The organism is Mangrovibacter sp. MFB070, assembly GCF_000705335.1.
Classification (GTDB): domain Bacteria; phylum Pseudomonadota; class Gammaproteobacteria; order Enterobacterales; family Enterobacteriaceae; genus Mangrovibacter; species Mangrovibacter plantisponsor.
Genome location: NZ_JJMI01000022.1, coordinates 169,189 through 189,381 on the forward strand (window position 1 = coordinate 169,189; position 20,193 = coordinate 189,381).

At 50.1% G+C, this 20,193-nt stretch carries 22 protein-coding genes; 6 read left to right on the plus strand and 16 right to left on the minus strand.

The features are described 5' to 3' along the window. Nucleotides 1–18 precede the first annotated feature (18 nt). Together DT73_RS10085 and DT73_RS10090 are read right to left on the minus strand one after the other, a co-directional pair. Nucleotides 19–492, minus strand: a complete 474-nt coding sequence (locus DT73_RS10085; protein WP_036107905.1) for a PTS sugar transporter subunit IIA — start codon at nt 490–492, stop codon at nt 19–21. Further along, the gene (locus DT73_RS10090; RefSeq protein ID WP_036107908.1) at nt 482–1,999 is read right to left on the minus strand and encodes a PRD domain-containing protein; all 1,518 of its coding nucleotides are present in this window, start codon (nt 1,997–1,999) and stop codon (nt 482–484) included. Before DT73_RS10090 ends, DT73_RS10085 begins: the two co-directional genes overlap by 11 nt. An 831-nt stretch (nt 2,000–2,830) precedes the next feature. Here DT73_RS10090 and DT73_RS10095 point away from each other — a divergent pair. From DT73_RS10095 to DT73_RS10105, 3 genes are all read left to right on the plus strand, one after another. After that, a complete protein-coding gene (locus DT73_RS10095; protein ID WP_036107912.1) occupies nt 2,831–3,235 on the plus strand; it encodes a GFA family protein in 405 nt (134 codons plus the stop codon). Nucleotides 3,236–3,361: 126 nt separating this feature from the next. Then, nucleotides 3,362–3,691 (plus strand): DUF1801 domain-containing protein, encoded by a 330-nt coding sequence (locus DT73_RS25115; RefSeq protein ID WP_051691333.1) that lies wholly within the window; start codon nt 3,362–3,364, stop codon nt 3,689–3,691. A 127-nt stretch (nt 3,692–3,818) separates the two neighbouring features. Then, nucleotides 3,819–4,277: an N-acetyltransferase gene (locus DT73_RS10105; protein WP_036107914.1), complete on the plus strand. Its 459-nt coding sequence runs from the start codon at nt 3,819–3,821 to the stop codon at nt 4,275–4,277. Nucleotides 4,278–4,429: 152 nt separating this feature from the next. On the opposite strand, the gene DT73_RS10110 is transcribed toward DT73_RS10105, so the two are convergent. Then, nucleotides 4,430–6,169, minus strand: coding sequence for an SgrR family transcriptional regulator (locus tag DT73_RS10110; protein ID WP_036107916.1), 1,740 nt, complete (start codon nt 6,167–6,169; stop codon nt 4,430–4,432). Nucleotides 6,170–6,266: 97 nt separating this feature from the next. On the opposite strand from DT73_RS10110, the gene DT73_RS10115 reads away from it, so the two are divergent. Next, nucleotides 6,267–7,082, plus strand: a complete 816-nt coding sequence (locus DT73_RS10115; RefSeq protein ID WP_036107921.1) for a shikimate 5-dehydrogenase — start codon at nt 6,267–6,269, stop codon at nt 7,080–7,082. Nucleotides 7,083–7,142: 60 nt separating this feature from the next. Here the strand turns inward: DT73_RS10115 and DT73_RS10120 are convergent, their stop codons facing one another. The 6 genes from DT73_RS10120 to DT73_RS10145 all read right to left on the minus strand — a co-directional run bounded on the left by DT73_RS10120 (nt 7,143) and on the right by DT73_RS10145 (nt 12,497). Further along, nucleotides 7,143–8,465 carry an ABC transporter substrate-binding protein gene (locus DT73_RS10120; RefSeq protein WP_036107924.1) on the minus strand — a complete coding sequence of 441 codons (1,323 nt, stop codon included), beginning with the start codon at nt 8,463–8,465 and terminating at the stop codon, nt 7,143–7,145. Next, nucleotides 8,458–9,534, minus strand: coding sequence for an ABC transporter ATP-binding protein (locus DT73_RS10125; protein WP_036107928.1), 1,077 nt, complete (start codon nt 9,532–9,534; stop codon nt 8,458–8,460). Before DT73_RS10125 ends, DT73_RS10120 begins: the two co-directional genes overlap by 8 nt. Beyond that, entirely contained in the window at nt 9,528–10,364 is an 837-nt protein-coding gene (locus DT73_RS10130) for a phosphodiesterase (RefSeq protein ID WP_036107930.1), read from the minus strand. Before DT73_RS10130 ends, DT73_RS10125 begins: the two co-directional genes overlap by 7 nt. 12 nt (nt 10,365–10,376) lie before the next feature. After that, nucleotides 10,377–11,261 (minus strand): carbohydrate ABC transporter permease, encoded by an 885-nt coding sequence (locus tag DT73_RS10135; RefSeq protein WP_036107933.1) that lies wholly within the window; start codon nt 11,259–11,261, stop codon nt 10,377–10,379. Next, nucleotides 11,251–12,123 (minus strand): carbohydrate ABC transporter permease, encoded by an 873-nt coding sequence (locus DT73_RS10140; RefSeq protein ID WP_036107936.1) that lies wholly within the window; start codon nt 12,121–12,123, stop codon nt 11,251–11,253. Before DT73_RS10140 ends, DT73_RS10135 begins: the two co-directional genes overlap by 11 nt. Before the next feature lie 146 nt (nt 12,124–12,269). Then, complete coding sequence (locus DT73_RS10145; RefSeq protein WP_036107940.1) at nt 12,270–12,497, minus strand: YccJ family protein; 228 nt, start codon at nt 12,495–12,497, stop codon at nt 12,270–12,272. A gap of 265 nt (nt 12,498–12,762) precedes the next feature. Between DT73_RS10145 and DT73_RS10150 the strand changes: the two genes are divergently transcribed. Further along, nucleotides 12,763–13,689, plus strand: a complete 927-nt coding sequence (locus tag DT73_RS10150; RefSeq protein ID WP_036107941.1) for a DMT family transporter — start codon at nt 12,763–12,765, stop codon at nt 13,687–13,689. 132 nt (nt 13,690–13,821) lie between these two features. Here DT73_RS10150 and rutF read toward each other — a convergent pair whose 3' ends face one another. The 6 genes from rutF to rutA are packed head-to-tail and all read right to left on the minus strand — an operon-like array spanning nt 13,822 to nt 17,913. Continuing rightward, a complete protein-coding gene (gene rutF, locus DT73_RS10155; RefSeq protein ID WP_036107944.1) occupies nt 13,822–14,307 on the minus strand; it encodes an NADH-dependent FMN reductase RutF in 486 nt (161 codons plus the stop codon). A gap of 8 nt (nt 14,308–14,315) precedes the next feature. After that, complete coding sequence (locus DT73_RS10160) at nt 14,316–14,906, minus strand: malonic semialdehyde reductase (RefSeq protein WP_036107945.1); 591 nt, start codon at nt 14,904–14,906, stop codon at nt 14,316–14,318. 11 nt (nt 14,907–14,917) lie between these two features. Then, the gene (gene rutD / locus DT73_RS10165) at nt 14,918–15,718 is read right to left on the minus strand and encodes a pyrimidine utilization protein D (RefSeq protein ID WP_036107948.1); all 801 of its coding nucleotides are present in this window, start codon (nt 15,716–15,718) and stop codon (nt 14,918–14,920) included. Further along, the gene (gene rutC, locus DT73_RS10170) at nt 15,715–16,113 is read right to left on the minus strand and encodes a pyrimidine utilization protein C (RefSeq protein ID WP_036107950.1); all 399 of its coding nucleotides are present in this window, start codon (nt 16,111–16,113) and stop codon (nt 15,715–15,717) included. The genes rutD and rutC overlap by 4 nt, the downstream gene beginning before the upstream one ends. Before the next feature lie 10 nt (nt 16,114–16,123). Then, nucleotides 16,124–16,822 (minus strand): pyrimidine utilization protein B, encoded by a 699-nt coding sequence (gene rutB / locus DT73_RS10175; RefSeq protein ID WP_036107953.1) that lies wholly within the window; start codon nt 16,820–16,822, stop codon nt 16,124–16,126. Then, a complete protein-coding gene (gene rutA, locus DT73_RS10180; RefSeq protein WP_036107956.1) occupies nt 16,822–17,913 on the minus strand; it encodes a pyrimidine utilization protein A in 1,092 nt (363 codons plus the stop codon). Before rutA ends, rutB begins: the two co-directional genes overlap by 1 nt. 286 nt (nt 17,914–18,199) lie before the next feature. Between rutA and rutR the strand changes: the two genes are divergently transcribed. Beyond that, a complete protein-coding gene (gene rutR / locus DT73_RS10185; protein WP_036107959.1) occupies nt 18,200–18,838 on the plus strand; it encodes an HTH-type transcriptional regulator RutR in 639 nt (212 codons plus the stop codon). A 38-nt stretch (nt 18,839–18,876) separates the two neighbouring features. Here rutR and DT73_RS10190 read toward each other — a convergent pair whose 3' ends face one another. Then, a complete protein-coding gene (locus DT73_RS10190) occupies nt 18,877–19,947 on the minus strand; it encodes a beta-propeller fold lactonase family protein (protein WP_036107962.1) in 1,071 nt (356 codons plus the stop codon). Between the last annotated feature and the right edge of the window lie 246 nt (nt 19,948–20,193).

Consider the following 20,193-nt stretch of genomic DNA (forward strand, 5'->3'; position numbering starts at 1 on the left):
ATTCTCCTTGTGAAGATTTTACTCCCCGGTGTTGTTTATTATTAACCGGTACAGTTCCTCTTGCGAATTGGCATTAAGTAATCGTTCAACGACATCATCATCTCCTAATGCTATTGATATTCTGGCCAGTAATTTTATATGACCAACTCCGCTATCAGTTTCTTTTACTGCAAAAAGGATCACCAGCCTTACATCGGAGCTGTCCATGGTTTCCCAGTCGACGGTCTCTTTTAGCCTGGCTACAGCTATTTTTGTTTCTTTAACCCATCGGGATTTTCCATGTGGGATGGCAATCTGATTTTCGAAACCAGTGGATCCTAGGGCCTCTCTGGTAAGCACATCAGCAATAAAGCCTTTTTTGTTATCAATTGCTCCTTGCTCAAATAGTGATTGTGTCAACTGCTCGATAACATCAATTTTACTGTTCGCCTGCATATCAGTTATCACACAGGCTTTGCTTAAAATATCACTTAGAATAACTTTACCTAACATACGGTTTCTCCTTAGCATTGTGCTCGGCGAACAGAGTTTCCGTTACGCGAGTAATATCTTTTGCTGAAAAAAGAGCAGATACATAGGCCACGGGTATCATCATTTCTTCTATCCGTATAGTTGAAATGATTAAGTCACATTTTTTTTCAGATAATGTCTCTTTAAGCCTGCTTCCAGGCACAATAGCGACAATCTCCCAGTCAGGAAATGCTTTGGTTATTCTGCTGGAAAGAAGTTGCGATGTACCTACACCACTTGAGCATACAAGGATGATTTTTTTGTGTTCTTTCTGCTCTTCTATCGCAGCCTGAATATAAACAGCCAGGTAGGCCACTTCATCTTCGGATGGTGGATCATGTTTGCAGTAATTATTTATTTGCATTGTTGCATTACGTACAGCATTGAATACTTCTATGAGTTCTTTTTTTATCTCATCAAGGAGTGGGTTATGAATAATTATCCGATAAGTCAGCCTGTTTAGCATCGGTTTGATATGCACGATCAGGGAGTTCAACAGCACTTTGTCTGAAATTAAATCATATTTAAGCAACTGAGAAAGAGCACTGGTCAGGCTTATGGCATAACTTACAGCTTCTTTATCTTGTAACGCTATCTCTGGAAGGCCGGGATGGGTCGGGTTTTTGCCTGATGAAATCAGATACTGGTAAATATAACCAGTTTCAATTTCTGGAAAGGAAAAAGTATACTTTCCCTCAAGCCAGGATATTGCTTTCATGGCAACCTGCCATTCCTTATTGGTATGAACAGGTATACTTTCATTTCCAGTATGATGATGACCTTTTTCCATACGCCTGATTGTAACCAGAAAATGTGAAAAAAGGTTGGTATAGTACGGTTCACTTATTGCACATGATAGTTCATTTTCAATAAAACTAATAAGACTGATACAGTTCGCGACGTTCTCTTTCCCGAACTCCTTTATTAACTGGACTCGGGAAAACCTGTCTATTCGACTATCAGTCATTTGATAATTACATAAAATGCTATTCGCTATGATCTCCTTAAGAGCCATGCGAATGTCGTAATCCTTACCTTTTATATGTGTTCCTGTGTGGTCTCTGAGCATCACCAGCGAAAACCCACGTAGCCATTTATCAATCTTATTTAGGTCTTCAACAATAGAAGAGCGACTGATGAAATATTTCTCTGAAAAGAAACTGATGGATAATGGTGTTGGCGAATGTGTCAGTAAATCACTGGTGATACCAATAAGTCTTTTACTTTTTAGTAGGTTAGCAATATGCTCGTCTGGGGATACTATTGGTAAAGACACTATTCCTTTAGCATCCAACCTCAGCCCCAACCCAGGTTTGCAGAGTATGTAATTGCCTTTATCTGCAAAAAAATAGTTCACTGCATTAATGTCTCTTCTGAGTGTACTCACTGAAATCCCGAGAAACTCCGCAGCCTGAGCTGTGCTTAACCAGCTTTGCTCCTGAGCCAAACGGTTTACCAGTGATATTTGCCTTTTATTTAGCACTTTCATTATCCGCTCCTTCGAAGATATGTTGGCGCCTTAATGATGTTAGTTATAGCTATTCACATTACAGAGGGGAATACCATGAAATGAACGTATGTATGCCATCATAATGAACATCTTACTATTTGATGGCTGCGTCATTATACGCAGTGGTTTGTAAGTTAATGTACTTAAGGGAAAAGAAGCACAGTGAGAGGTGATTTAATAGAAGGCATATATTGTGAGAATGATCTTAATGTTAATTAAGATTTAAAAAAACATGAAAAATTAGAGGGAAACATAAATGAACATAAAACAAGGTAACTAATCATATGGTTGGTGCGCAGTCTGTGTTGAAAGTTAACCAATAAAAAAATTAAACTTCAAAAGTCGATTAAGTTTTAAGTAATAAAAATAGCTGCTGTTGGACCTTTTTATAAACAAAGCATATTTAAGGCATGGCGCTGAAAAATAAGTAAATTTCACTATTACTCAGCTTTCAGTATGTAGCATCAGGAACGAATTGGTAATTTCAACACGGTTGTCCAGACAAAATGACACTCAACACTCTGTCATTGGGCTCAACAGCAAATCTGTTACCACTATTGTATTTTGTGAATGTGCACCCAGTGAAAAAATTTATCCAGTGATAGGATTTGGTGTGCCATAGAAAGAGGCTGAGCCAGTTCGGCGGTACAATCTAATGATTGTACTAGTATGTATTTGGCGTTTGGTCAGTTTCAGCGTAACTGTTAAAAATTGCCTGGCAGACCAGCCAAACGAATAGCCAACTCTCTGCTTAGCAAAAGATTTCTCAATTTTTCAGTGGAGTCAGATTTCTGTCAAGGAAGGTATTGAATGACAAAATTTCAAGGCGGATGTTTGTGCGGGGCTGTTCGCTACGAAACAACAGCAGAGCCATTGAACCAGCGAGTATGCCACTGCCATGAATGCCAGAAAGCAATTGGTGCCGCTTTTAACGCTCGTGTGCTAATGCGCCTTGAAGATGTTTCTGTCACTGGGCCGGTAAGCACGTTTTACTCGTCCGAAACTCTTGAGAGGGGTTATTGTTCTCGTTGCGGTTCAAGTATATTTTCCCGGCGGGTAACTGCTGGGGTCATTGGGTTAACGGTAGGTAGCCTTGATGATGCATCACTTTTCAATCCTGATATGCATTTTTGGGTTTCATCCAGGCAACCATGGCTGGAAATAGCCGATGGTCTGCCTCAGTATCTGGAAGGTCCGCCATCTAAAGGTTATTAAAACCGTTAAGGGGGTACTTGCTGGTATATTTTTAAGTTATTACAAAGTTATATCTCAGGCAGGTAATTGTACTCCCTGGTTAGTATTGTGTAAGACAAATTAATATTTTTAAATCAGGAGGTTTCAATGAAAGGAAATGACACGCTGGATCTAATTTCTATTGCTAACTCACTTGAAGAATTTATTCAAACCTGTGTGCCAGACAGTACTAAAGTCAGTAAATATGGCGGGGCACTTTTCACGCTCAAGCCAGAGGAAAAAGAGGGGCAGTTCTGCGGTGTGTTTATTTACTCTGCACATGTTCAATTGTCATTCAGCAACGGCCCACAATTGAAGGATGAGCGCCGTGTACTGAGTGGTTCAGGTAAATCAAGAAGGCATATCAATTTTAAGGACATAGATACAATCGACTACGACTATCTTAAAGATCTAATATGCCAGGCCGCATTGTTATAAGCATGTTGGTTCCGGGGGGGATCCTCATTTTACTAATACATGATTCGTGATTATAGCGCTCCACTACTGTTAGTTTTCATTAGTAGAGCGCGTAATTATTGCTTGTCTTAATAATGGGATTACATAAATGAAAGCAAGAATATTTTCTCTGGGAGATGATTTAGAAAAAATCATATCAGATATAAACAATGCTTCCTGGGACGCCTCAAATCAGATTCACGGATACTCTGAGAGTGCGTTAAGAAATTATTTATCTATGGAAGGGGTAATATTTCTTTCCTGCTATTCATCAGGGGGTAATGACGAAAAGCTACTAGGGATTTCCTCATCGAGAATAGAAATGAAGCCTTATAACAACGACTGCTGGCTTTACATAGACGAGATTGATGTTTGCATGGATCAAAGGCAAAAAGGTGTGGGTAAATTCATTATGCAGAAATTACTGCAACTGGCGAGAGAACACAATTGCAAAGAAGTTTGGCTTGGTGCTGAATCAGAAAATCATGCTGCGAATATGCTTTACAACTCCATGAACCCTGATGAGGTTTCGGAGATTATTGGTTACTCGTACAGGATTAAAATTTAATTATATTATGCTGACAAAGTCACCTGTCACTGGGGTGGACGTAAGGTACGTAAAATAGCGTTTGAAAAACCTCACCACTGAAATGTACCGCAAGCAGCCAGAAAGCTTTGGGCTGGTTTGTCTCCGGTAACGGGGAGTGGGTTATTTCTTCATCATTCAGGCATTATCCACGCCGAAGTAAAATCAAACCACCCGAGGTTATTCAGGTGCAGTCCCTGTACCCCCGCAGGGCCTTTCAGCCTCATCCAGTGGTGAAAAAGCGGTTGTAACCAGCCTGATTCAGTCACTTCCCCAATTAACTGCCTGGCACTTACAGCACCTGTTCGCCAGTTTGAGAGCTGAGCATTAACCCTGTCCGTTTCGCCCCCGAAAGCACAGCGCCGCAATAATGGTGAACCCAGCAACCATGCAGCTACATGCCAGTTTTCAGGTACAGTGAAGTTAACAGTGCCCAGCCAGATATCGGCACAGTATTCCCCGGCGGCCCAGGTTGTGTAGGGCAACGCTTCGCTTTGCAACTCCACGCCATGTTCGGCCAGTAACCCGGCCATAATATTAAATAACATGGCGAATTCAGGGTGTGTTTGCGGGTATGCCAGGCGCAATACTGGGTGTGGCTCCTTGCCAGAAAAAGGGGAAACACTTGGGCCATCTTCCAGTGTATGGAACCAGTCTGGCAGTACACTTCCACCTGGTACCCAAAGTGGGCGGATCTCTGCCTGTAACCGGGGCTGTATATTCCATGGATTAAGAATGCTTCTCAGCCAGCGCCGCTGGCTGTCTGTGTGCCAGTGTACTGAGCGGTTGTCACACAGTAAAAAATAACCACCGCGCTCCAGGAACATCTCCGGGTTTTCATCTGTGGGTTTCCCGGTCAGCTTTCGGGCAAGCCCGGCAATATAAGCTTCATCGCTCAGGCTGGAGCTGAGCCAGGCAGAGGTTTTAATATCCAGTGGTGGAGCACCTGCATCAGTGGATGTTAAATCCGGCCAGGTAAAGACTTCTATTTCATCCAGCAGGCCACGCAGCCCGTAGTAGTTATCAAAAGCCTTAAACCTCAGGAGCCAGTCGCTGTTTTCATCCACCCGATAAGGCCCGGAACCCACCGGTGTTGCCACAGACAGGTGGTCTGTACGCACAATCAAAGCATCAACATGCGCCAGAAGCTGTGGTAACTGGTCGTCTGGCTGAGATAATGCGATTTCCAGGCTGAGTGGGCCAGTTGCCCTGATGGTGTTGAGGTGGGAAAACAACGGCAGTTCGGCACTGCGCACCAGTGATTTCACTACATCGCTGCTTGTCACTTGTTTCCCGTCATGCCATTGCACACAGGGGCGCAGGAAAAAACGCCAGCAAAGAGGAGTCGCCTGGTGCCAGCGGTGAGCCAGGTCGGGCTCCACTTCACCTTTTTCCTCATTTATGCGGGTCAGCCCACTAAAAACTTGCCTGACCAGGTGCTGTTCCGAGCGGCGTAAGGCTGTGCCAGGTAGTAAACAAGGCATGGTGCGGTAATAAGGGATACGTAAGCGCTGGTAATCTGCCTGCACGCTGTAGCCAAGTTTCGAGCGCAACAGTTGGGTTACCTGCTGTTTATCCTGCCCCAGCAGTGCAATCGCTTCGTCCAGCCGGCCCGCATCCAGCAACTGTTCGGCTTCGGCCTGGCTGAGTTGCGTGGGGGTACGCAATAAATGCAATTGTGCCCGCAGGCCACGCCCGGGGCGGGATTGCCAGTCAAGCCAGCCGTTATCCTGCATTTGTTGCAGCAGCGTGCGCATATGGCGGCGGGTACAAAACAGCCGGTCTGCCAGTTCTTGTAAGGTTACACTGGCTGGCGTATTGCCATAAACCGCCAGTAGCTTGAGGTATTTCTGTTCAGTGAGCCGGTTAGCCATAAAAGGGGAAATTTTTCTCGCTAAAGTGGACAATTTTTTAGGTCATCTTTTTATTCAATACTCCACTGCAGAGAAAACTGCAACTCAGGAAACCAGCATGGCAAAAAAACTGAACAAAGATACCCAGGTCTGTATGTCATTGGCGGCTCGCCCCAGTAATTTTGGTACCAGGTTCCATAACTACCTGTACGATGCGCTGGACCTGGATTATCTGTACAAAGCCTTCACTACTCAAAACCTGGAAGGTGCTATACAGGGAATACGGGCACTGGGAATCCGTGGGTGTGCTATTTCCATGCCTTTCAAAGAGGCCTGTATTCCACTGGTGGATGAAATGGATGACTCGGCGCAGGGTATTCAGGCAGTGAATACGATTGTTAACACCAATGGCCACCTTAAGGCTTATAACACGGACTATATTGCTATCCGGCAATTACTGGCAGATTACGCCCTCGATCCGAACAGGGTGTTTGCCCTGAAAGGCAGTGGCGGAATGGCAAAAGCGGCTGCCTGTGCACTGAAAGATGCCGGGTTCAGTAAGGGCTATATTGTTGCCCGTAATGCCGTGGCAGGCCAGGCGCTGGCGAAATTATATGGTTACCAGTGGTGTGCAACAGAAGCGCAGTGCGCGGCAGATATATTGATCAACGCGACACCCCTGGGCATGGAGGGGGCACAGGCAAGCCAACTTTCGTGGGCAGAGGATAAAATCCAGGCAGCAAGCACGGTGTTTGACATGGTGGCACTACCCGCTGTTACGCCATTGATTCACTACGCTCAGGAACTGGGGAAAACAGTGATAACGGGTTCTGAAGTTTTTGCCATTCAGGCCGTTGAGCAGTTTGTACTGTATACCGGTATTCGCCCCTCCGCCGAACTTTTCAGTCAGGCCGCAGCCTGGTCACGCCAGTAAAGCGTAAATCTGTTGGCAGCCACGTCCTTGTGGCTGCCGGGGATTACCAGCTAAAAAAGGTTATTTCACTGGGGCCAGCGCAGTGCTGTCTACATAGGGTTTCATGATGGTGTCAGCCTGCTCTTGTGCTGCCCGGGCGGCACTTTCCGGTGTCACTTTAGGGTCGTTAACCACAGCAGCTAACTGGTTCTCCATTGCCTTACGTACCGCAACCGTTTCATAGGTGGCATACCAGGGGTGAGCGTACTGCAACTGTTTAAGAGCAATTGCGGCTCGTGGGTCGTTTGCCAGGTATGTTTTCATTTCTGGGGTGTCATAGGTTGCTTTACGTGGCGAAAAGTAACCGGTAAAGCGGCTCCATTCACCATTGATTTTCGGGCTGACCAGGTAATTCAGAAACTCCCAGGCTGCTTTTTTCTGAGCTTCGGAAATGCCTTTAAAGCTGACCAGGCTGGCACCGCCAATTGGCACCGCACGTTGCTCTTTAGCTGGCAGCATGGCAACCCCTAACTCAAAATCTTTACTGTTGTCACGCATAAAGCCCAGCGCTCCGGTACTGAGCATCGCCATACCCAATTTCCCGGAAAAAAATGCCGCGCTGATTTGTTTGGCGTTCAGCACACCAGAGGGCATCACATGGTCCTGGTAAATCAGGTTTTGCCAGAAACGCAGGGCACCAATGGTGGTGGGGGAGTTGTAATACACTTCGCCCGGCCACGTGTCGTTAAAGTAGTTGCCGCCATTGGCGCGAACTAATGCTGAGAGGATCCAGCCGCCGTAATCATCATTGGTAGAGGGCATCATGATTCCCCATTGGCCCTGGTCTTTGTTGGTCAGTTTAAGCGCGTCGGCGCGTAATTCTGCCCAGGTTTGAGGGGGCTGGGTTATACCGGCTTTCGCAAACAGCGTTTTGTTGTAATAGAGAATTGGCGTGGAGTTGTGGAACGGAATGGCATAAGTTTCACCCATCACCTGGGCATTTTTCCACATGGCAGGCCAGAAATTTTGCTCCAGGAAATCATTCGCTTTCAGGTTGCCGTATTTCAGGATCTCGTCCATGGGCAGTATTTCTTTTTTCAGTGCCAGGTCGGTGGTGAAGTTGGCGGACATAATCACCAGCGCTGGTGGTTGCCCGGCTTTCTGAGCTGATTCTGCTTTAATTTTAGTGGTGTCGTAATTGCCGGTAAAAATCCCGCGCACCTCAACATCCTGTTGTGAATCATTAAAGGTTTTAATGATACGGTTCATTTCCATGGTCAGCTTGCCGTCGACCGGGGCCGGAAACATAAAATCTATCTTTTCTTTTGCCAGTGCGCTGGCAGTGAACGCCAGGGTTAAACTGCATACCAGAGCCGGTAACCGGAAAGGCGTGGCCTTAAACATGAATAGTCTCCTGATGTAATAAATTGAGCTGTGTGTCAGCATCAAAAAAGTGCAAGTCTTCGTGGGAAAAGCCGGGCTGAAGAATGTCGCCACATTCGGGAATGATTCCCCGGTGGCGGCGGCAATAGCGCATATCCCCAAACGGGGTGGTCAGGTGGAGCAAATAGTCGGCCCCCATCAGTTCTCGCTGGCGAAGGGTGGCGGCGAAGGTAAACTGGCCGGGTTGTGGGGTATCGGTAATATGTTCCGGGCGAATCCCCACCCATACCTGGTGTGCCTGCCCGGCACTTACCGGCAGCGGGATTGCCTGTTCCCCCAAGAAAACCTGGCCGTTTTTGCAGGGTAACAGCAGCAGGTTCATGGCGGGCGAGCCAATAAACCCGGCAACAAAGACATTGGCCGGATGGTGGTAAATGTCGGCGGGGCGGCCGGTTTGCTGAATCACGCCATCTTTCATAACCACAATCCTGTCCGCCATTGACATCGCTTCGGTCTGGTCGTGGGTGACATAGATGGTGCTGATGCGCAGCGTTTGGTGCAGCGCCATAATGCTGTCGCGCACCTCGGTACGCAACTGCGCATCCAGGTTGGAAAGCGGTTCATCCATTAAGAACAACTGCGGATCACGGACAATCGCACGGGCCATCGCTACACGCTGGCGTTGCCCACCAGAGAGTTTGCCCGGTTTACTGTCTAATAAGGGTTCCAGGTGCAGCATTTGCGCGGCTTTTTCAAGGCGCGGCTGCCACCCGGATTTTGCCTCTTTGCGCACTTTCATGCCGAAGGTAATGTTGTCCCGCACCGATAAATGCGGAAACAGCGCATAGTTCTGGAAAATCATGGCAAAGTTGCGCTCCCCGGCTGGCAACGTATTGATTTGCTCGTCATCCAGCCAGATATCGCCGGTGGTGGTGTCCTCCAGCCCGGCAATCAGGCGCAGCAGGGTGCTTTTCCCGCATCCCGATGGCCCAACCAGTACCACAAACTCGCCATCATGAATATCCAGTGCCAGTGGGTGTAGCGCTGTTTTCCCGTCAAAGGTTTTACTCAGGTTTCGCAACTTCAGCATGGCGATGACGGCTCCTCTGTGGGGCAACTGGCCTGCGGGTCATACAGCCACGGGCCGGCAAAGTGCGCCAGAGAGTGCTGGTAACTCACCCATTGCTCACCCACCTGGCGGTGCATGGTGCATGCTGCGGGCGACATGTCGTAATACGGGCGGTTATCTTCATGGTGGTATGGCACCTGGTGTACGGTGCCGGGCACGGTGGCAATAATGGCCTGGCGGTATTGCGTCATACACAGGTTATGGTTGTGCCCACAGAACACCCGAACAAGGTTGGGGTGGCGGGTGATCAGTTCCAGCAGTAAATGGCCATTTTCACAGGCGATAGGGTCCATTTGCGCATTGCCCAGCGGCAAAGGCGGGTGGTGCATAAAGACTGTCGCGGGTTTATCGGGGTTGTCCCCCAGTTGCTTATCGAGCCATGCCAGTGTTTCCGGAGTCAGCCAGCCACTTGATGTCCCTGTTCGGCTGGTATCAATAAACAAAAGCCGGGTGGCAAAGTGGTCAACCGCATAGCGAATGTTGTCCGGGTCAGTTCCCAACTGGGGGCATAACGGGCGCAGAAATTCCAGAAAATGGGCTTTATCATCGTGATTACCTGGTATCACCAGTAGTGGGTAACGCAATGCGCCGAGTACCTGGCGGGCAACCTGGTACTCCTCCGGGCGGCCGCAATTCACAATATCACCACTGACAATTACGGCATCAGGGGCTTCGCGCAGTGCATTCAGTTGAGCCACAACATCTGCGTTGCCGGCATTCACATCAATAAACCCGTACAGTTTCTGGTTGTGGCTGCGAAAATGGGTATCAGAAATTTGTGCTAACAGCATAAAAACACCTCGTTATTTAATACCCGAAAAACCAAAGCTTCTCAGGAACTGCTTTTGAAACAGAATGAAGGCCAGCATTAAAGGCAGGCATACCATCAGCGTACCGGCACTGATCATGCCCCACTGCCCGCCAGACTCGGCGCCCATGGCAAAGGACACCAGGCCAACAGTAAGTACTTGTTTATCCGGGTCATTGAGAATCATCAGTGGCCACAAATATTCATTCCAGTGGTAGGTGATACTGACGGTGGCAAAGGCGAGAACGGAAGGCCACGAACCCGGCAACATGACGTGATACAACACCTGCCACCAACTACAGCCTTCCATCAGTGCCGCCTCTTCAATCTCTTTGGGGATAGCCATAAAGGCCTGGCGCATCACAAATACGCCGAAGGCAGAAGTAAAGTAGGGCATCATGACCCCGGTGAGTGTGTTGAGCAGGCCCAGGCTTTTCAGTGTGAGCATGTTGGGCACCATCATGACGACGGGCATCACCATCAGTTGCACCAGAAACAGTGCGAACAGCGTTTGCTTGCCACGGAACTGGTGGCAGGCAAACACATAACCTGCTGTGGTGGCGGTCACCAGTTGCACCACAAAGGTTCCGCCAGCAAAAAACAGTGTGTTGGTATACAGACTCAGCCAGTTGGCGCTCTGCCACGCATCACGGAAGTTATCCAGCGTGAGTGGCCCACGGGGGAGCAGCGATGCCATATCGTCGCCAAATGTGGTGGCACTGAATGCTGAAGAGAGCATCCAAAGGAACGGGCTTATCCATAACAAAGCCAGGCACAGCAACAGGAGCGTTAATGTGATTGCAGGCACAGGCGTGGTGCGGGCACGCGCCAGGGTGCGGGGCCGTGTTGCCAACGTTACCGGGGATATATCAGCGCTCATAGTGGGCTCCTTTCTCCAGCCACTTCAGGTTGAATAGCGAGAAAGCGAACAACCCGGCCAGTGTCAGGAAGGTTGCTGCAGATGCTTTACCCAAGTCATGGGTTTCCCAGGTAAGGTTCTGGATGTAATAGAGCAGCACGGTGGTGGCGTTATCCGGGCCGCCCTGGGTCATTACGGCAACGTGGTCGATTTGAGTAATGCCGTAAATCAATGCAGTGGTCAGGACAAAGCTAAGCGTTGGGCGCAACAAGGGCAGGGTTACCAGAAAGAAACGCTGTGTGGCTGAGGCACCTTCCATGCGCGCTGCTTCATGTGTTGAGGCGGGTATGCCTTGCAGCCCGGCCAGGAAAAACAGCATGTAATACCCGGCAAACTTCCAGACGCCAATCAGCGCTAACGCAAACAGCGCGGTATTGCTGCGCCCCAGCCAGTTATTATTTTGTGGGCCAAACCACAGAGCCAGGTAATGGTCCAGTAACCCAAGCCCCGGCATAAAAATAAACAACCATAGTGCTGCAGCGCTCACCATGGGCACAATCATGGGGAAGAAAAACGCAGTGCGCAGCCAGCGGTTAAGCCGGTGGTTTTCCCAGAGCGCGACGGCCAGCAATAATGCCAGGGCAATGCCCGGTACTACAGTCAGTACGATATACACCAGGTTATTGGTCAGCGCGCGCCAGAAAACCGGGTCTGCCAGCAGACGGGCAAAATTATTCAGGCCAACAAAAACCGGGGCTTCGCTGGATAGCCGGGTATCAAACAGGCTGTCATAAACTGACCGCACCAGGGGAAACCAGGTAAACAGCACTAAAAAAAACAGCGATGGGGCAAGGATTAACCAAATTTGCCAGGTTCTGCGCATAACAGCATTTGCCTTATTACCACTCTCAGAAGGCAAACAGTCTGGTAAGAGAACACTGCAACAGCATGGCGCTCAGATGACGGTTTAATGAAAGGAGCACAGCATTCAGGCAAGGAGCGGTACCCCGCTCCTTGCGACAACAGCAATTAAACGTTTTGCCGCTCTATGGCTTGCTCTCCCCAGAACAGGGTTTGTTTATCTGTACTGGCGAAGGCCTTAATCAGGGCTGTATCGTTGCCTTCTTCCCACATTTTCTCGGCCAGTTGTTCGTCGTAATTCACCAGTTCGAAAATCGCTTCGGCAATTTCCGGTGAGGTATTGCGCAAGGCAGCCCATTCACCAACGTGATGTAATTTACTTGCCTGGTTTGTCATAACGCCTCCTGTAACAGGGTATTTAGCCAAACATGTTTACTGTGAACCCGGTGGACGGTTGTGGTTTTCCGTACCGCTTTCCTGTCTATTAAAGATATGTGCCATGGCGCAGAGTGCAAATTTGCTGGCAATTTTTTAGCCAGCGCCATTCATGCTGGTGGTATGCCAGAGATATTTTGAGCGCCCTCTTGAAGCGCAGGCATCCCGGGCGCACACTGAGCATCTTTTTTCCGGATAACAGGTTCTTCTGGTTGTGCAATCCCTGATGAAATTCTCCATTAAACCCCAGGAAGCGATTCTGATGCTTATCACCATGTTCTGGGGGGGAACATTCCTTGCTGTGCAGTATGCAACGGCAGACAGCGGCCCATTTTTCTTCGTTGGGTTACGTTTTGCTGCGGCGGCTGTAGCAGTAGGCCTGCTTTCGCTTCGCTCATTGCGTGGTTTGACCATGCTGGAGTTAAAAGCCGGGGTTGCTATTGGTATTTCGATTGCTTTCGGTTACAGCCTGCAAACCTGGGGGCTGCATTTTATTCCCAGCAGTAAGTCTGCGTTTATTACCGCGATGTATGTGCCGCTGGTGCCATTGTTGCAATGGGTTTGCCTGGGCAAAATGCCCGGGGTAATGGCCTGGGTAGGCATAGCACTGGCCTTTGTCGGGCTGGTATTGCTGGCCGGGCCGCAAGGCTCACTACTGGCGCCAGGCCATGGTGAAGTGATAACGCTGGTCAGTGCGCTGGCGATTGCGGCGGAAATTATCCTGATCAGTGCCTGGGCCGGGAAAGTGGATGTGAAGCGTGTAACGGTGGTGCAACTGGCTACAGCATCGTTAGTGGCATTTGCCACCATGCTGCCAGCTGGTGAATCTGTACCGGTAATGACGCCCCGGTTGTGGGTTGTGGGCATTGGGCTGGGGATTTTTAGCGCCATTATTCAGGTGACAATGAACTGGGCCCAGCGCAGTGTTTCCCCTACACGAGCGACGGTTATCTACACGGGGGAACCGGTCTGGGCCGGTGTCTTTGGGCGGTTTGCCGGTGAACGCCTGCCGTTGCTGGCTCTGGTTGGGGGCGTATTCATTGTGCTGGGTGTCCTGGTGAGTGAAATGCGCCTGAAGCACAGAAAAAAAGCGAAAGATGAGCCTGATGACAAACCTCATGCCCGCACAGAACGAGAGGGTGCCACTCAATAAAAAACCAGGAAAATCAATTTATTGATTTTCGGCTACTAACTAAAAAGAAGGAAAAACCACGTTTTTTCCTTCTTTTTCATCAATCTGAAGATGCAGTTGTCCCTGCTTCTCAGGCACCAGATAACTGAAGGCTCAGGCGGCGCTAATCAATGGGTGGTAGCGCCGGTCAAACCAGACCAGGCCATGTGGCGCGCCTGCGCTCACTACATCCTGCAGTTGGCAAAACAGAATATCGTGTGTGCCAACACTCACCACCTGGCTTATTTGGCAGTCGAAACTGACCAGCGCACCTTCGAGTAGTGGGCAACCTGTGGTTCCAGTGCGCCACTGTGCGGCAGCGAAACGTGCTTCCATTGGGGTTTTGCCGCCAAACAATGTAGACAGTTCGGACTGGTCAGCTGCCAGCGTATTTACACACAAATGGCGGTTTTCATTAAATACCGGCCACACTGAAGCCTGGCGGTTAAGGCACACTAGCAGCGTTGGCGGGTCGTCTGTGACGCTGCATACAGCAGATGCGGTGAACCCGGCACGCCCGGCCGGGCCATCGGTGGTGATGATATTCACTGCCGCACCGAGGCGCGACATTGCATCACGAAATAAGGTTTTCTCCAGCATGTTGCCTCCTACTCCAGCCCGCAGGCCACGTCGAAATCCAGCCTCGGCAGGCGCGCATGTACTTTGCTGCTATCGCCATAACCGATATTAATCAGCAGGTTACTTTTCCAGCCAGAATCCGCGAAGAAAGTGTCGTTAACTTTCTGTTGGTCAAACCCGGACATCGGGCCGGTATCCAGCCCCAGCGCCCGGCAGGCCATTATCAGGTACGCGGCCTGCAGGCTGCTGTTACGAAAGGCGGTTTCTTCTGCCAGCGCCGGGCTTGATGTGAACCAGGCGCGAGCGTCAGCATGAGGAAACAGTGCGGGCAATTGCTCATAGAATGCCGGGTCCCAGGCCACAATGGCAGTAACCGGCGCCAGCATGGTTTTCTCCAGGTTTCCGCTGGACAAAGCTGGCTTCAGGCGTTCTTTCCCTTCCGGGCTTCGAACAAATAAAAAGCGGGCAGGGGAACAGTTGGCAGACGTTGGCCCCATTTTCACCAGGTCATACAGTTGAACCAGTAACGCGTCCGGAACAGGTTTTTCCAGCCAGTGGCTGTGCGTGTGCGCCCCAGTATACAGTGTCGCCAGCGCATCCGGCGTCAGAGCTTCTTGCATAACATCTCCTTTTATTTCGCTTCACTCATGGCGGGGAGTAATTCAGCCAGGCCATCAAGTAACAGACTGTTAAATGTGTCACTGGCTGTGACGTTACAGGCATGTGCTCCCCAGGGCATCACACACAGGCGGCTTGCCGGAAGGCACTCATGCAACAGTTGTGAGCAGTGCCAGGGAACCAGTAAGTCGTCTCTGGCGCAAATTAACAGTACCGGCTGGGTTATCTGGCCTGCCGTGTGGGCAAAATTGGCCTGTTTCAGGGCACCCAGGCGTGCACGCAAATTAGCTTCTCCCTGAAAGTGGGCATTATGCAACGCTTCTTCGGCTTCCAGCCGTGGCTGTTGTTCACCCAGCCACTCAGCCGGGTAGAGAAACAGCGGTTGTGCGTGGTTCCAGGCTGCTGCACCACCGTTGCTTAGTAGTTGCTCGCGGGTGGCAAAGCAGCGTGCAGTTTGCGGGTTCAGGCTTAACCAGCCGTTAATAATCACCAGTGCGGTAATGGCTTGTGGGTAGCTCAGGGCTAATTGCATGCCAATCAACCCGCCGAGTGCATGCCCGGTAACCGCGTAACGGGTTACACCCAGGTGTGCCAGGGCGTGGTGTAACTCATCGGCCATCATTGCCATGGTGTAGTCAGCCGGGAGTTCAGCCTGGTTTTCCCCGGTACCGCGCTGGTCATAAGTGATGACCTGGTATTGGCTTTTGAGGGCGCTGATTTGCGCCACCCAGTAGCTACCGCTTCCACCCAGTCCGGCACTAAGCACCATTACTGGTGCGCCGGGGTATGGCGCATCATGGACGTGCAGTTTCATGCAGAAGCTCCGTTGCCAATATGGGCGGTGGTGGCTATCTCCACCAGTGCTTCAGGTTTAACCAGACCACACTGGATGCAAAACCGTGCCGGTTTATCGCCCGGGAAAAACTCTGCGTAAACTTCATTAATCGCGGCGTAGTGATTCCAGTCGGTGATAAAAATAGCGTTGAAGGTCACATCCTCCATCGTCCCGCCCGCTGTCTCGATAACGGTTTTGATTGTTTCCAGAACGTGGCGGGTTTGTGCCTTTGGGTCGCCGGGGTACACCACATTGTTTTGTTTATCAAATGGCAGTGTGCCGGAAACATAAACCACGCCGTCTGCCAGTGTGCCAGGAACAAAAGGCGCGATAGGCGTTGTGGTACCAGCAGGGATAATCACTTGTTTTGGCATGGTATGTTCCTTATGCAATACGGGCTAATGGTTTGGTATCAAGGGTGTCGCAGAATGTTTGTACATCGCTAACCCAGCCAAAGAAGGTTTCAATATTGAATAGCGCGGCCTGTTGAGCGAATGCCGGTCCTGCCTGATGTGTGGCGTCTTCCAGCACAATGCCGAAATATTCCAAAAAGAACCCATCACGCAGTGTGGATTCCACGCAGACATTGGTGGCGATGCCGGTAAAGAACAACTGGCGAATTCCCCGGCTGCGCAAAATGCTGTCGAGCGGGGTATTGAAAAAGCCACTGTAGCGGGGTTTGGGAAGTAAAATGTCACCAGGTTCTGGTTTAAGCGCATCCACCAGTTGGTAATCCCAGCCGCCTTTGGCCAGTAATTTGCCTTCCAGTTCCGGGCGCTGGCGCATGGTTTTCAGCGCGTTGGATTTGTGCCAGTTAGGTGAGCCCGGGCCACCTGCCTCAACATACTGTTCATCCCAGCCATTCTGGAACCAGATAACCGGGATCCCGGCGGCCCGTGCAGCACTGACGGCAATGTTGATTTTTTCAATCACCGGACCGGTAGCTGAAACATCAAACCCGGCAAGGTCGAGATAACCGCCTTTGCTGGCATAGGCGTTTTGCATATCCACAACAATTAATGCGCTTTGTTCGGGGGAAAACGAAATCGCTTCCGGGCGGGCTTCAAGTGTCAGATCTTTCATCAGGCAACCTCCTGTTGAGCGGGAAGAACAGCTTTGCGGCAGGTCATTAATGGCTGGATGTGTTTGCCAAAGTTTTCAATGCCTGTCAGGAAATCGTCAAAGGTCAGCAGTACGCCTTCACAGCCAGAGACTGTCGCCACTTCATCGAGCATGTGGGCGACGGTTGACCATGAGCCAACCAGAGTACCCATATTGATATTGACGGCAGAAGTCGGGTCTGCCATCTGGCGTACATTGGTATCGCTCCCCGAGCGGGTATCTTTCTGGCTCTGTTCTGTAAGCCAGGACAGCGCTCCTTCATCAGCACCGGCTTTGTAGTGTTCCCATTTAGCGCGGGCGGCTTCGTCTGTTTCATCGGCTATCACCATGAACAACACGTAGGAGCCAACATCACGCCCGGCTTGCTCTGCCGCTGCTTTCATACGTGCGGCCGTGGGAGCGAAGGCTCCTGGGGTATTAACACCTTTCCCAAAACAGAAGTTGTAATCGGCGTATTGTGCTGAGAACGCCATTCCGGCATCACTTTGCCCGGCGCAAATAACTTTCACCGGTTGCTCCGGGCGCGGGCTGAGGCGGCAGTCGTTCATCGTGAAAAATTCACCTTTGAAGTCGCTCTGGCCTTTACCCCACAGGTCCCGCAAAACTTGCACGTACTCAGTCAGGTAATCGTAACGGCGGGAAAAGTATTCATCCCCCGGCCACATGCCCATTTGTTCGTATTCAGGTTTTTGCCAGCCGGTAACCAGGTTTACCCCAAAGCGCCCACCGGAAATGGAATCTATGGTGGATGCCATACGGGCGACAATAGCCGGAGGCAGAGTCAGTGTTGCGGCTGTTGCGTAAATCTGAATTTTTGATGTTACGGCAGCCAGGCCTGCCATCAGGGTGAACGATTCCAGGTTGTGATCCCAAAATTCGGTTTTACCGCCGAAACCACGCAACTTGATCATCGAAAGGGCAAAGTCAAAGTGGTAATGCTCTGCTTTTTGCACAATCGCTTTATTCAGCTCAAACGTTGGCATGTACTGTGGCGCATTGGTTGAAATCAGCCAGCCGTTGTTACCGATAGGAATGAATACACCGATTTTCATCACGAACCTCGCACGTCTTGGTTGAGTAAATGCATGGGCCTGGCATCCTGCCGGCATTTCCTGTCACCACGCTGTAGCGAAAATGTTGCAATTGTGATGCCAAAAATAAAAATCATTTATTATTAAATAGTTAATAAATAACGCAAAAAAAGTAAGGTTAATAAAGTGGACTATTTGGTCAAAAATGGTGCACAAAAAAGCACCATCAGAGCGCAGGCTCGTGAAGCTTGTCGAGAGGTGAAGCGGATTTTGTTATGCTGTCTGCATCCATGCAGGGAGAGTAGATATGGCCGGTGAAACGGTAAAAACGACAGGGCGGCGCTCCCGGGCGGTCGCCGCAAAAAAACAGGCAATTCTGGCCGCCGGGTTAGCCCTTTTTTCTCAATATGGTATCCACGGCACCAGCCTTGACCAGGTGGCAGAACAGGCCGGTGTTTCCAAGACGAATATGCTCTATTACTACCCGTCTAAAGAAGCGCTGTATGTGGCCGTGCTTAAAGAAATTCTGGAAATTTGGCTGGCGCCTTTCAAGTCCTTCAGCGCCGATCAGGAGCCGCTGGTGGCGATTGGTGATTACATTCGCAGAAAACTTGAGGTCTCCCGCGATTACCCTCAGGCATCCCGCTTGTTTTGCCTGGAAATGCTGCAGGGTGCGCCATTATTAATGGCCGAGTTGTCGGGTGATTTAAAACAGCTGGTGGATGAAAAATCCGCGATTATTGCCGACTGGGTCGCCAGTGGCAAACTTGCACCTGTTGACCCACAACACCTGGTCTTTATGATTTGGGCCACTACCCAACACTATGCCGATTTTGCCACGCAAATAGAGGCGGTAACCGGAAAAAACCTCAGTGACCCGCAATTTTTTGCCGAGACTGTGGCTGGTGTCCAACGCATGATTACCGAAGGCATTCGGGTGCGTTAACAGAACGGCCATGGCTGGTAAGCCCGTGGTCACCGGGCTTACCAGGGAACGATTTCAATATAGTTTGCGCCCGTTCCCCCGTTATACTGAGTATGCAGTTGTAATTCGCCGGAACGGCGGTTGATGCGCCACAGCGTGATGCGGGGCGTTTTTTCCGAACAACTGAGTAGCCAGGTGCCACAGGGCGTTAACTGAATGCTGCGGGGCTGGGGATCGGTCTCTACCCAAAATATGTTGGTTAATTCGCCATTATCTTGCTTCTTCCACACCAGGATCCTGCCTGATGTCCTCTCTGCTGTGTAGATGAATGCACCATCAGCAGAGACCTGAATTTCCGATGCCCAACACAAGGTTGCCAGCACTGCCGGGTTGGGTTGCACCTTGTCGGTTACTCCCGGGCGAGGGAAACCCGTGTGCAAATGTGACAAGGCTGCCGGGCGTTCAGGCAGGGCCGCCAGCGCCAGCCCACCACTCTGGGTATCAATAGTAAACGCAGCAATGTTCCCCTGAAACTCGCTGATGGCATACAGCATGCCCGAGGCAGGGTGAATTCGCAGATGGCGTGGGCCAAAATCTTTAGCAATAAACAGGCTGCCTGACGGCACCAGTGTTGCGCCTTCCCAACGCAGTATTTCAATACACCCGCGCGAAAGTGAAGAAACATAAACAAACCGCCCGTCGGGTGACAGCGCCACACAATGGGCATGCGCAATGCCATCAGCCGTTGTAACCAGGCGGCACTCTCCACGCTTAAGTGCGTGAAGGTCATAAACAATCACCTGATTCGTTACATATGAAACACCATACAGATAGCGTTCATCGGGCGAGACGGCAATGTACACCAGGTCGTTATCAACGGGGACTATGCCAGGTGGCTGTGTATAACCGGACTGGGGGCGGCGGCTAAAATGGCAAATTGTTCTTTGCCCGCCACGCGTATGAACAAACAATGAACCTCCGGCACCGGATGCCAACGGCATTGGTGTGTTACCTGCGGGCAGGCATTGTTCAGGGGTAAGCCCTGCGCCATCAATATGCCAGGTGCGCAACGTTCCGTCGCTGGCATTAGCAATAACTGCCAGCCAGGACTGGTCATTAAGTGACTGCATTTTGTTCCCAACAGAATAAGTAGAAGAAGGGGGGCTGACTGTGAAGTTTCATCATGCACCTGTTATGTACCAGGCGCAACACACGGTAAAAACTGCTCCAGTACCGGGTGCTTCCATCATTTTTACACCTCTGTAATGGTGTTTGTTTGTTTTTTCTCCTGTTATTAATCATGTGGACTATCTTTAGTTTTATTACCGCGGGATAGCCAAAGACTGTGAAGCATTGTCTAAAGTAACAGCAGTTAG